Consider the following 11,548-nt stretch of genomic DNA (forward strand, 5'->3'; position numbering starts at 1 on the left):
CGGGCGGGTCAACCGGACGGCCGGGATCCGGCACCGATGGCGGCGACCACGATGGTGTGCAGTGCCCCGATGCCCTCCGGCGGGACAGGGAAGGGGCTGCCGGCGAGCGTGTGCCACTCCGACGAGCCGGCCTCGCGCAAGGTCACCTGGGCGCGTTTGGCGGGCAGCTCCGTGGTGGCGACGGTCAGGGTGCCGGTGAGGATGACGCCCTCGCGGGTCATCGCGCCGCTCGGCCCCGCGGTGACCTCGTCGACCAACCGCGTCGGCTCGCCACCGCTCACGCGGCGCCCGCCACGGTTCCGCATCGGAAAGTGGTCATGGGCTCAGTGGTAGTGGAGCGGATCTTGGGACGGCTTCATTCACCGTTACGAGGGCGCGTCACCCTGCCGCTCGGCGAGCCGTCGGGCGAGCAGCCGCGCCGGTTCGCCCAGCACGATGGTGTAGTGGTTGCAGCCAGGCAGCAGTTCGGTGCGCAGCGACGCGACGCGGTCGCGCCACCGTGCCACCAGACCGGTCGGCAGCAGTCCCGGCGCCCGGTCGAACATGCCCAGCGGTGCGTACACCAACAGCGCCGGAAGCGACAGCCGTTCGAGGTCCGCGGCGACACGGGCTGACGAGGTCAGCAGGTCCCGGCCGTCCGCGCGGACCGCGTCCACGCTCACTCGTGAGCGCCATGAACCGTCCGCTCCCGTGAGGTCGGCGCGCACATACGCCTCGATGTCCTCGTTCCAGTAGGGCCCGAGCGCGGGATGGGCGCGGAAGAGGTCGAGATGTGCCGCCGCACTGTCGAACGTGCGGCCAAGGCGGCCCAGCATCGGGCCGAGCGTCGCGTCGAGCACGCGGTCGGGATCGGCGCCCGGCGGCGTCGGCAGCGGCAGACCGCCGTCCACCAGCAGCAGCCGGTCGAAGAGTTCCGGCCACGCCGCCGCGGCCCGTAGGGCGACGTACGCGCCCATCGAGTGGCCGACCAGCGTCAACTTGTCTTCCACACCGAGGAGTTCGGCCGCCCGCCGCACGTCGTCCGCGTGCCGACCGAGGCCGTACGGTCCGGGTAGCCCGGCGCTGCCGCCCCGGCCGCGCAGGTCGAGGGCGAACAGGCTGTACTCCTCGGGCAGTTGGCGGGCCACGGCCCGGAACGCCATGGCCGACCCGGTGATGCCGTGCACGGCGAGCACCAGCCGCGGTCCGGTGCCGAACCGCAGGGCGCGCAGGCTTCCGTCGCCAACCGGGATGTGCAGTTCTGCGGTCGCCATGACTCCTCCCACGGAATACCTACCCGGTCGACGCGGCTGTGTCGCGCGTTCGTACGCGGACGGCCGGTGGTACGGAAGGCGGCGGTCACGCGACGCGGACAAGTCGGTGGCCCGCGTCCACGGGCGGCACAGCTAGATTCGGCTTTCATGGAACACCGTCATCTCGGCCGCAGCGGCCTGCTGATCAGCGAGATCGCCTACGGCAACTGGCTCACCCATGGTTCCCAGGTCGAGGAGGACACCGCGACCGACTGTGTCCACGCCGCACTCGACGCCGGCATCACCACGTTCGACACCGCGGACGTGTACGCCGCCACCCGCGCGGAGACCGTGCTGGGTCGCGCGCTGAAGGGCGAACGGCGCGAGGGACTGGAGATCTTCACCAAGGTCTACTGGCCCACCGGCCCCGGCCCGAACGACCGCGGGCTGTGCCGCAAACACCTCTTGGAGTCCATCGACAACTCGCTGCGCAGGCTCCAGACCGACTACGTCGACCTCTACCAGGCGCACCGCTTCGACCGGTTCACGCCTTTGGAGGAGACCATGGAGGCCTTCGCGGACATCGTCCACCAGGGCAAGGCGCACTACATCGGCGTGTCGGAGTGGACCGCCGACCAGATCCGCAGGGCGCACGCGCTCGCCCGGGAACTGCGGATTCCGCTGGTGTCCAGCCAGCCGCAGTACTCCATGCTGTGGCGCGTGATCGAGCCCGAGGTGATTCCGGCCTGCGCGGAGCTGGGTATCGGCCAGATCGTCTGGTCGCCGATCGCCCAGGGCGTGCTCACCGGGAAGTACCAGCCCGGCCAGCGGCCACCGCAGGGCTCGCGGGCCACGGACGACAAGGGCGGTGCCGACTTCATCAGCCGGTTCCTGCGCGACGAGGTGCTGGAGCGGGTGCAGGCGCTGCGGCCGCTGGCGGCCGAGGCCGGGCTCTCGCTGGCGCAGCTCGCGGTCGCCTGGGTGCTGCAGAACCCGAACGTGTCCGCCGCGATCGTCGGTGCGTCGCGCCCTGAACAGGTCGGCGAGAACGCCAAGGCGTCGGGTGTCCGGCTGGAGCCGGAGCTGATGGCGCGGATCAACGAGGCCGTGGCCCCCGTCGCGGTCACCGACCCGGCCATCACCTATGCGCAGACTCCGACGCAACGGCCCTGAACACGCCCCGCGCACGGCGAGCGGCGACAGATCGCCGGGCATAAGCTGAGTGCGGTCCGCGAGGGCCGGTTGGTGTTGCTTGCCCGGCGGGAGTCGACGTGACCATTATGCGGAAAGGCTGTGTTTACGGCGCTCCGTGCTGGGTCGGTCTGATGGCCCGCGACCTGGGCACGGCCACCGGCTTCTACGGGCCGCTGTTCGGCTGGCGCTTCGAGCCGGGGCCCGAGCGCTGGGGGCCGTACCTTCGGGTGTACTCCGGCGGGTGGGAGGTCGCCGGAATCGGCGAGGTGGCCAAGCGCTGGGAGCTGCCGGTCACCTGGACCACGTACTTCGGCACCGAGGACGCCAACGCCACCGCCGCCGCGATCAGGGAGCGCGGCGGCACGGTGGCGGTGGGCCCGCTGGAGTTCGACGCCGGGCGGCTGGCGCTGGCCTCCGATCCGGCGGGCGCCTCCTTCGGCATCTGGGAGGGCAGGGCCAGCTCCCGCACCCGGGAGCGGCCGATCGCCTCTCCCGTGTGGATCGAGCTGCGCACCCGGGACGCCTTCGAATCGGCCCTCTTCTACGGCCAGGTGTTCGGCTGGGACCAGGAGGACCCCAAGCGCTACGAGGTGCGCTACGAGCACGACCGGGTGGTGCTGCGGGTGGACGGGCACAGCGTGGCGGCGCTGTCCGGCGGCGGTACGGAGGCCGCCATGGACCCCCGCGTCCGCCCCCGCTGGCACGTCTACTTCTCGGTGGCCGACGTCGACGCGACGGTCGAGAAGGCCGTGAAGCTCGGCGGCGAGGTGACCGGCGAGCCCCAGGACTCGGCGTACGGCCGGGTCGCCGGAGTACGCGACGTCGAGGGCGGACTGTTCTCGGTGATCAGCCAGCACCACTGACGCGATCAGCCGGTTGAGCCTGGGAAGTACCGGGTGAACGCCTCCGCGTTGACGCCCAGCGCGCCGCCGAACGGCATGTCGAGCTGGTGGATCAGCACGATCAGGAAGACGATGAACCCGGACAGGCCCATCACCATCACCAGATGACTGGCCCGGCGCTGTACCCCGAACAGGAACATGAAGCCCACGGTCAGTACCCCGCCGATGAACAGTCCCGCCCACAGCACGCTCGACAACCGGTTCTGCGCGTCCGCCTCCCGACCACGGCGCGCCTCATCCAGGACCGACAACTGGGCCATCGCCTCCTGCCCGGCGTTCTGCTGGGCGGCACCGGTGGGTTGCGCCGTCTCATAGGTGTCCCGCAGCCGGTTGAGCAGTTGCCAGCCCGACGGGTCGAGCGGCTGGCGCCGGATCATCTCGGACCATTCACCGCTGGTCACCTGGTGGGCGTAGGAGACGGCCGTGCTCCTGGCCTGCTGTTCCGCGGCGGGCGGTAGGGCGTCGGCGAGCAGATAGACCTGGTGCAGGGCGCCCGCCTCGGTCTGTACGTGTTCCTCGGCGCTGGAGTGGGTGTCCCACACCGACACCAGCGCGAGCCCGAGCACCAGCGCGTAGATCACCCCGATCATCATCGAGATGTACTCGGCGAGCGCCTCCCGGGGCTCCTCGTCCGCCTTCGGCGGGAAGACACGGTGCTTGACCACCACACAGGCCACCGCCACCAGGCCGCCACCGAGGACGACACCCAGGGTGCTGAGCAGAGCGAACAACGGAAACCTCCTCAACTGCCGTGCCCGGCAACGGAGTTGCCGGTGGACGACGCCATCGCTTCCCCGGTCACCGACCGCGTGAGCCGGAGCGCGCTCCGGCCGCGACCCCGGCCACCACGGCCGGGAGCAGCACCAGGAAGAGCGCTCCGACGGTGGACAGCCCGGCCGGTGCGGCGACCTGTCCGTCCGGCACGTGGCGCAGCCACGCCACCGGACGCGGTACGGCCGCTCTCACCACCGGCGAGGGGGGCGCGCTGGCAAGTGGCGGTGCGGGCACCGCCGGTGGGCTGGGCGCGACCTGCGGCCGTGGTGCGGGTGGATTGGGCTGCGGCGGTGCGGGCTGAGGCGGTGCGGGCAGCGGTGGGGCGGGCACACCGCAGCTGTGGTTGGCCATCCCGGTGAGCCGACGCAGCACCGGCGCGTTGCCGGCGGTGCGTACGGTGGCGACGCTGCCCGAGACGTCGACGGAGCGCAGCGGGGCGCAGGCGGCGGCGCGCACGGACGCCTCGCAGGACCTCGGGCCCATGTCGGGCAGCACCAGGCCCAGCCCGTGCGGGCAGCGCAACGGGCGGCGTATGCCGGGCAGGCCCGACGGCCAGAAGTGCCGGGCGGTGAACCGGCCGAAGCCCGGCAGCCCCGGCGGAGGTCGCACTCCCCAGCCGGACGGCACGGCTCCCCGTGCTCCCGGGACCGGTGGGCCCGGCCAGCCCATGGCGCACCCGACGCCCCCGCACACCAACACCAGCGCGCCGCCGAGCAGTACCGCCGCCAAGTGGCGCAGCCAGCCCCAGCGGAGCCGGCCGGGTGGACCCGCACCCCACGCGAACATGAGCCTCCCCCTCCCGTCGCGTGCTTCCCCCGGCGAGCCGGGTCGTATCGCGCCCCCCTTGGTCGCGATACGACCCGGCTCGCCCCGCGATCAGCTTGTCCACCGCGGCCGTCAACCAGGCAGACACGCCGAGCGAATTCACGCGATAGACGGGCGTAGGCCCCCACGAGGTTTGGCCCGCCGCACGGCACCAAGCCACGGGCCTCGCGGGACGAGCGGTGCTAGGTCGTGTCCAGATGGGCCGGTGCAAAACCCGCGGTGTCCGGCGCTGGGGACACCCCCAGCGGGGCCTCGCAGGGCCCGTGCTGACCCACCGCACACGTCTTAGTGGTCGATGGAGTAGCTGTCGCCGTACACCTTCCAGTGCAGCGGCGGGTCCAGGTTCAGGTTGCCGTTGCGCAGGAAGACCCGCTGCTCGGTGTCGACCCGGCTGGTGTCGCTGTGCGCCTCCTCTGACTTCATGGCGACCTTGCGCGCGTCGAGGTAGGCGTTGAGGTACGTGGTCTCGTTGCCTCCCTGTGCGGGCGTCTTCGCGTTGCGCATCGCCGTCTTGCGGATCCAGCCGAAGCTGTACTTGTCGTTGCCGGGGCCGTGCATCACGATCGCGTCGTAGTAGATGAACTGGCCTAGCGTGCCCAGCCCGTCCGCCTTCGCCTGGGAGACGGCGGGGTTGAAGTAGACGCGGTCGCGCTCGTTGTTCTGGGCCTGTTGGAAGACCGGATCGGCGGCGGCCTTCTTCCAGTCCTTGGTGAAGTTCGGGTCGAGGCCCGCGTGTGAGTCCGTTCCGTTGACCTTGCGCAGCGCGGACAGGTACTTGGCCAGCACGTTGCCCGGCTCGGTGCGGGTGTACGCGGTGACCAGTTCGAGCATGTCACCGGTGCCCGAGCAGAATCCGATGATGCCCGCCGTGTATCCGCGGCCGTCGCCTATGTCCTCGATGTACTTGTACTGGGCCTTCCAGTCCAGCGTGGAGTTCTCGGCGCTGGAGACCAGCTCCATCGCGATCTCCTTCTTGCGCGGGTCGTTCAGCCCGGCCCCTGACGCCTTCTCGGCTCCGGCCCGACTGACCGTCGGGGTCGGTTCGGTGGCGTTTCCGGCGGCGGCCACGGCCAGCGGGGTGGCCGTGGCGGCGAGCACACCGGCGGAGACCAGCAGGGTCACGCGCTTGCGGGAGCGTGCCGCGCGGTGATGGCGCATATGTCTCTCCGTCCCATGGGATCCATTAGGAAAGTTTCCTAACTTACCCCGGGCATTGAAGCACCATCACCAGCGGTCGCCAAGTCCCCGGGGAACGCGTGGAGTTGATGCGAGCCGATGGCGGCTCGCCGCCGGCGTTGTCAGACCCCGGTGACAGGATGGCGCCCATGATGTCGACACCGGAACGCCCCATCCCGCCACTCAACGCCGATGAGCGCACCACGCTGGACAGTTGGCTCGACTTCCACCGGACCACCCTCGCCATGAAGTGCCGCGCCCTGGACGAGACCCAGTTGCGGGAGATGTCGGCGCCGCCCTCGTCTATGTCGTTGCTGGGAATCGTCCAGCATATGGCCGAGGTTGAGCGGAACTGGTTCCGTCGGATCCTGGCCGGTGAGGACGTCTCACCGATCTTCGGCGAGCGGAGTGACGAGGAGGGGCCGGACGGCGGCTTCGAGGTGGCCGAGGACGCCACGTCCCAGGAGGCGTTCACCCTGTGGGAGGGGGAGGTCGCCAAGGCCCGGGAGATCGCGGCGGCCCGCTCACTTCAGGACACCGGCACGCTGCTCGGCAGGGAGGTGAGCCTGCGCTGGATCTACGTGCACATGATCGAGGAGTACGCCCGGCACAACGGTCACGCCGATCTGATCCGCGAACGGATCGACGGGGCGACCGGAGTGTGACCGCGCCCCGTCAAAGCCTGGGCAGCACCGCGTGGTCACACCGTCCCACCACAGGCGCCAGGGCGCGTCGCCGGGGACCGCTCGGCCAAGGCGGCTGTTCGGCCAACGCCGCCCACTCCCTGTCGTGCTGACCCGGCACGCTGCGCCCGGCGCGCACCCAGCCGCGCGCCAGCGCCTCGTAGATCGGCGCCTCGGCGGCCAGGGCGTCAGCGGAGGCCGCCGGGCGCGGAATCGATTCTTCGTACCGCGGTCGCTCGTGCCATACGGAGAAGCCACCGAGGAGGCCCCAGTGCGTTGTCACGGTCGTCATATACCGACAACGCCGAACTTCGGCGGGCGGTCACAACGCGCGAGAGGCGTTCACCCGGGGACGGGACACGACCTCACGCCAGTTCGACGCCCACCCGGCCGCCGGACCCTCCGATCCGGCTCTGAGTTGGCTGTTGCAAGACAGTGACAAAGCACCTACAACGCATTCGTGTGATGGAACGTCTTTTCTGATGAGACCACGCCAATGGCACTTACCTCGCCTTCGGCGCAAAGAATGATGTTCCACTTCGAAAGGGACAGATCCATGATCGTCACCAAGCGGCACTCCCTGCGCATCGCCGCCATCGGCGCCCTCAGCGCGGCTTCCGTCGCCCTGGCGGGCACCGCGATGGCGGCCACCCCGGCCGCGCACACCGCGCCTTCCGCCGCCGCACACCAGGCCGTCGCCGCCAAGGCCAGCATCACCGCCAAGCCGTCGGTTTCGTCGGTCCACGCGTGGCAGCTGTTCCGGGTGACCGGCAAGACCACCGGCCTCAAGGCGGGCAGCAAGGTGACGCTCCAGCAGAAGCAGCACGGCAAGTGGGTCACGCTGCCCGCCTCCGCGCCCGTCTCGCGCAACGGCTCCTACTCGCTGGGCGTCAAGCTCGGCCTGAAGGGCAAGAACGACCTGCGCATCGTCAGCGGCAACACGGCCTCCGCGGTCTTCAACGTGACCGTCCGCTAGGCCGCCGCGACGGGATGAACGACCACGACGGCGTGGTCCGGCAGTGCGACAACCGCAACCCACGGAGGCCCAACAGCCCCGCGGTTGCGGTTGGTTCGGCACCGCCGGGCCACGCCGTCGAGCTTCTCACCCCGCGGCGACATAGGAGTTGCCGCCGCAGCGGGCGCCTTCCGCCCACCAGTTGACTCCGTCCCGGCGCTATTCATCGCCCGCGTAGGCGTTCGAGGTCGCGACGCTCGCGCTTGGTCGGCCGCCCGGCGCCACGGTCGCGCTGACCGACCGCCACCAACTCCTCACGCGGAGGAGGAGGCGGGCTGTTGTCGATGAAGCACTCCGCGGCGACCGCCGCCCCCACCCGCTTGCGCACCACGCGCGTGACGACCACGATCCGTTCCCGCCCGGCATGGTGCAGCCGCACCTCGTCCCCCGAGCGCACCGCATAGGCGGGCTTGACGCGTTCGCCGTTCACCCGGACGTGGCCGCCACGACACGCCGCGGCGGCGAGCGAACGCGTCTTGGTGAGCCGTACCGACCAGATCCAGCTGTCGACCCGTACGGTCCCCTCGTCTGAAGCCATGCCATGACTCTACGGCGAAACATAATCGAACAGAGGTACTATTCTGATGTGGCTTCCTTCCCCTTCCCCGACGACCTCCGCACCCTGCAACGCCAGCTCCACGCCGTACGGAACGAGCTGACCGCCCTGCACGCGCACCTGCCGCCCCGCCCCGCGGGCACCGAGGCGTTCGTCGACGAGGACGGATTCGAACATCCGGCGACGCCCGCCTGGACCGACGAGGAGCGGCAGACGGTGGACGCGCTGTGGGCCCGGCAACGGGAGCTGGCCCACGCGGTGACGGTCCACCCCTTCTGGTCGACCCTCGGCGCCGACCAGATCGCGGCCCGCGCGGCACTCAAGCACCTGGACGGCACGGCCGAGAGCGACGACGCCGTCGAGACCCCGAAGTGCTGAGCCCGCCCGCGTTTGGGCGTTACTCAGCCAAGGAATCAGTTACTCATGCGAGTAACAAGGGGGAACACCGGGGACACCTCGGAACCAGCACAGCGCTCACTCGCCGCCTCCGCACGACGGTCGCAGATCGTGGCGGCGGCGATCGAGACCATCGCCGAACTCGGTTACGCCCAGGCCTCGTTCGCCCGGATCGCAGAGCGAGCCGGAATCTCCAGCACACGGTTGATCTCGTACCACTTCGGCACCAAGGACGAACTGATGGACGAGATCGTCGTCGAGATCGCACAAAGCGCGGACCGGATGATCGCCGAGCGGGTGGCGGAGCAGACCACGGCCGCGGGCGCGCTGCACGCCCGCATCAAGGCGCAGTTGCACTGGATCGCGCGCTATCCGGCGCATGTTCAGGCGCTGTACGAGATCTCGATGAACGCCCGCGGAAGTGATGGTTCACTGCGCTACGGCATGGCGGCCTCGGCGCGTGCCAATGTCGACGCCCTGGAGCCGATCCTGCGCGAAGGGCAACGCAGCGGCGAGTTCCGGGCGTTCGACACCCAGTTGATGGCGCTCACCATCAAGTCGGCGATCGACGCGGCGATCGTACGGATGTGGCAGCCGCCGCGGCTGAGCGTCGAGGAGTGCGTCCAGGAGATCACCACCATCGCCGCGCTCGCCACCCGGCGGTCGTCATGAGCGCGCCCGCCGGTAGGGCGGTGCTGACCATGGTGGTCGACATCGCGCTTCCGCTGGTGGTGTTCTACGGGCTGCGCGCCGCTGGCGTCAGCACCTACGCGGCGCTGGTGGCCGCGGCGGTCGCTCCGCTGGCCAGCGCGGCGGTGCAGTTGCTCCGGGACCGCCGACTCGACGGCATGGCCGTCTTCATAGCGACGACCATGCTGCTGGGCCTTGCCGCCTCGCTGGTGACCGGGGGCACCCGGTTCATGCTGGCCAAGGACGGCTGGGTGACCGCGGTCGGCGGGCTGTGGTTCCTGGCCTCGGTGAAGGTCGCCCGTCAGCCGCTGGTCTACCACGGCGCGCGGCCACTGCTTGAGGGCCGGTTCCGCTCCGACGGCACCCCCTGGGAGGTGCTGTGGGAGCGGGAGCCCGCGTTCCGCCGCATCTGGCGGGTGTCCACCGTGATCTGGTCGGTGGCGATGCTGGCGGACGCCGCCATTCGGGTGACCATGGCGTACACGCTGCCGGTCGACACAGTGCCCGCGTTGGGCGGCGCGCTGTGGCCGGTCACCCTGCTGCTGCTCCAGCTGGTGAACGGGGCGTACTACGAGGTCGCGGGCCTGTGGCGGATCACCGGCGGCCTGGTACGCGAGGGCGGACGGGCGGACGGGTCGCCCGACATGCATACTCGGGCACGTCGTGCCAGCCTGGGGAGCACCCAGGGATCCACAGGAGGTGCGGACATGGGCGTCACGGATGACTTCAAGCGCAAGGCCAAGGAGATGGCGGAGAAGGCCAGGGCGCAGCGCGAAGCCCAGCGCGCCGAGAAGGCCGGGGAGAGCGCCGCGCAGCCCCAGGAGGACATGCCCAACAAGACGCAGGACCTCAGGGACAAGCCCGAAGACAAGTAACACCCGACGGATCGGATGAACGAGGGGCTCGCCGCCTGGCGGGTCCCTCGTCCGCGTACGGCACCCTGCCGGTCGGCGGCCGCCTCGCCGGGCGCGACCTGCGGCCCCTGATCGCGCCCGACAAGATCTGGACGAGCCGGACTCAGCCCGAGGTGATCGCCCGCAGCGACTCCTTGAGCGAGCCCATGGTGGCCAGTACAGCGGTGGGCTCGTATCCGCAGTGCGCCATGCAGTTGTCGCAGCGCGGGTCCTTGCCCCGCCCGTACCTGTCCCAGTCGGTGGCGTCCAGCAGCTCCTGGTACGTCGCCGCGTAGCCGTCCGCCATCAGGTAGCAGGGCTTCTGCCAGCCGAACAGCGAGTACGAGGGAATCGCCCACGGCGTGCACTCGAAGTCGGTACGGCCCTCAAGGAAGTCCAGGTACAGCTCGGAGTGGTTGAGCCGCCACTTGCGGCGCCTGCCGTCGGCGAACGCCTTCCGGAACAGCTGCCGCGTCTGCTCGACGCCGAGGAAGCGGTCCTGGTCGGGCGCCTTCTCGTAGGCGTAACCGGGCGAGAGCTCCATCCGGTCCACCTTCAGTTCGTCGTTGAGGTACTCCATCACCTCGATGACGTCCTGCGGGCTGTCGTTGTTGAAGAACGTGGAGTTGGTGTAGACCGCGAAACCGGCCGCCTTGGCCTGCCGGATCGCCTCCACGGCCTGGTCGAAGACGCCGTCCTTGCTCACCGACTCGTCATGCCGCTCGCGCAGGCCGTCGACATGCACCATCCACGCGAAGTTGCGGTGCGGGGCGAACTTGTGCAGGTGCTTGGGCAGCAGTACGGCGTTGGTGCACAGCACAACGAACTTGCCGCGCTTGAGCAGCTCGCGGGTCATCAGGTCGATGTGCGGATGCATCAGCGGCTCGCCACCGGCCAGCGAGACCATGGGCGCGCCGCACTCCTCCACCGCGCCGATCACCTGGGCGACCGGCATGCGCTGCTTGAGCACACCCGCCGGGTGCTGGATCTTGCCGCAGCCGTTGCACTTCAGGTTGCAGGCGAAAAGCGGTTCCACCTCCACGATGAGCGGGAACTTCTCACGCCGCAGCAGCTTCTGCTTGAGCAGGTAACTGCCCATCTTGACGGTGAGGTTGAGCGGGAGTGCCATGATCCATGTCTCCGTTCCCGAGCCCTCTACTGCTGACCCTGAGCCGGGACCGGCGATGCGCAGGAGCCCGGCCCCCTTCCAAC

At 70.1% G+C, this 11,548-nt stretch carries 15 protein-coding genes; 7 read left to right on the plus strand and 8 right to left on the minus strand.

Features of this window, described 5'->3' with window-relative positions:
- Positions 1-8: 8 nt before the first annotated feature.
- Together P3G67_RS05780 and P3G67_RS05785 are read right to left on the minus strand one after the other, a co-directional pair.
- The gene (locus P3G67_RS05780; RefSeq protein ID WP_269854761.1) at positions 9-281 is read right to left on the minus strand and encodes a hypothetical protein; all 273 of its coding nucleotides are present in this window, start codon (positions 279-281) and stop codon (positions 9-11) included.
- 84 nt (positions 282-365) lie between these two features.
- Positions 366-1,253: an alpha/beta hydrolase gene (locus tag P3G67_RS05785; RefSeq protein ID WP_276092498.1), complete on the minus strand. Its 888-nt coding sequence runs from the start codon at positions 1,251-1,253 to the stop codon at positions 366-368.
- 147 nt (positions 1,254-1,400) lie between these two features.
- On the opposite strand from P3G67_RS05785, the gene P3G67_RS05790 reads away from it, so the two are divergent.
- Together P3G67_RS05790 and P3G67_RS05795 are read left to right on the plus strand one after the other, a co-directional pair.
- Entirely contained in the window at positions 1,401-2,405 is a 1,005-nt protein-coding gene (locus tag P3G67_RS05790; RefSeq protein WP_276092499.1) for an aldo/keto reductase family protein, read from the plus strand.
- A gap of 152 nt (positions 2,406-2,557) precedes the next feature.
- Complete coding sequence (locus tag P3G67_RS05795; protein WP_276092500.1) at positions 2,558-3,289, plus strand: VOC family protein; 732 nt, start codon at positions 2,558-2,560, stop codon at positions 3,287-3,289.
- 5 nt (positions 3,290-3,294) lie between these two features.
- Here the strand turns inward: P3G67_RS05795 and P3G67_RS05800 are convergent, their stop codons facing one another.
- The 3 genes from P3G67_RS05800 to P3G67_RS05810 form a co-directional block, all read right to left on the minus strand.
- Positions 3,295-4,059 (minus strand): bestrophin-like domain, encoded by a 765-nt coding sequence (locus P3G67_RS05800; RefSeq protein WP_276092501.1) that lies wholly within the window; start codon positions 4,057-4,059, stop codon positions 3,295-3,297.
- Between the two features lie 67 nt (positions 4,060-4,126).
- The gene (locus tag P3G67_RS05805; RefSeq protein WP_276092502.1) at positions 4,127-4,888 is read right to left on the minus strand and encodes a hypothetical protein; all 762 of its coding nucleotides are present in this window, start codon (positions 4,886-4,888) and stop codon (positions 4,127-4,129) included.
- Between the two features lie 324 nt (positions 4,889-5,212).
- Positions 5,213-6,085 (minus strand): chitosanase, encoded by an 873-nt coding sequence (locus P3G67_RS05810; protein WP_276092503.1) that lies wholly within the window; start codon positions 6,083-6,085, stop codon positions 5,213-5,215.
- Positions 6,086-6,255: 170 nt separating this feature from the next.
- On the opposite strand from P3G67_RS05810, the gene P3G67_RS05815 reads away from it, so the two are divergent.
- Complete coding sequence (locus tag P3G67_RS05815) at positions 6,256-6,768, plus strand: DinB family protein (protein WP_276092806.1); 513 nt, start codon at positions 6,256-6,258, stop codon at positions 6,766-6,768.
- Positions 6,769-6,778: 10 nt separating this feature from the next.
- On the opposite strand, the gene P3G67_RS05820 is transcribed toward P3G67_RS05815, so the two are convergent.
- The gene (locus P3G67_RS05820; protein WP_276092504.1) at positions 6,779-7,078 is read right to left on the minus strand and encodes a hypothetical protein; all 300 of its coding nucleotides are present in this window, start codon (positions 7,076-7,078) and stop codon (positions 6,779-6,781) included.
- Positions 7,079-7,342: 264 nt separating this feature from the next.
- Here P3G67_RS05820 and P3G67_RS05825 point away from each other — a divergent pair, with 264 nt between their 5' ends.
- The gene (locus tag P3G67_RS05825; protein WP_276092505.1) at positions 7,343-7,762 is read left to right on the plus strand and encodes a hypothetical protein; all 420 of its coding nucleotides are present in this window, start codon (positions 7,343-7,345) and stop codon (positions 7,760-7,762) included.
- A 202-nt stretch (positions 7,763-7,964) separates the two neighbouring features.
- On the opposite strand, the gene P3G67_RS05830 is transcribed toward P3G67_RS05825, so the two are convergent.
- Entirely contained in the window at positions 7,965-8,339 is a 375-nt protein-coding gene (locus P3G67_RS05830; protein WP_269854770.1) for an RNA-binding S4 domain-containing protein, read from the minus strand.
- Positions 8,340-8,387: 48 nt separating this feature from the next.
- On the opposite strand from P3G67_RS05830, the gene P3G67_RS05835 reads away from it, so the two are divergent.
- From P3G67_RS05835 to P3G67_RS05845, 3 genes are read left to right on the plus strand one after another with little or no spacing between them, the layout of a single operon-like run.
- Positions 8,388-8,735, plus strand: a complete 348-nt coding sequence (locus P3G67_RS05835; RefSeq protein ID WP_276092506.1) for a hypothetical protein — start codon at positions 8,388-8,390, stop codon at positions 8,733-8,735.
- 45 nt (positions 8,736-8,780) lie between these two features.
- On the plus strand, positions 8,781-9,425 hold the full coding sequence (locus tag P3G67_RS05840) for a TetR/AcrR family transcriptional regulator (RefSeq protein ID WP_276092507.1): 645 nt from the start codon (positions 8,781-8,783) through the stop codon (positions 9,423-9,425).
- Positions 9,422-10,318, plus strand: coding sequence for a VC0807 family protein (locus P3G67_RS05845; RefSeq protein WP_276092508.1), 897 nt, complete (start codon positions 9,422-9,424; stop codon positions 10,316-10,318). Before P3G67_RS05840 ends, P3G67_RS05845 begins: the two co-directional genes overlap by 4 nt.
- Before the next feature lie 142 nt (positions 10,319-10,460).
- Here the strand turns inward: P3G67_RS05845 and hpnH are convergent, their stop codons facing one another.
- Positions 10,461-11,465, minus strand: coding sequence for an adenosyl-hopene transferase HpnH (gene hpnH, locus P3G67_RS05850; RefSeq protein ID WP_276092509.1), 1,005 nt, complete (start codon positions 11,463-11,465; stop codon positions 10,461-10,463).
- Positions 11,466-11,548: the final 83 nt, after the last annotated feature.

The sequence above is a fragment of the Streptomyces silvisoli genome, from assembly GCF_029269905.1.
GTDB lineage: Bacteria > Actinomycetota > Actinomycetes > Streptomycetales > Streptomycetaceae > Streptantibioticus_A > Streptantibioticus_A silvisoli_A.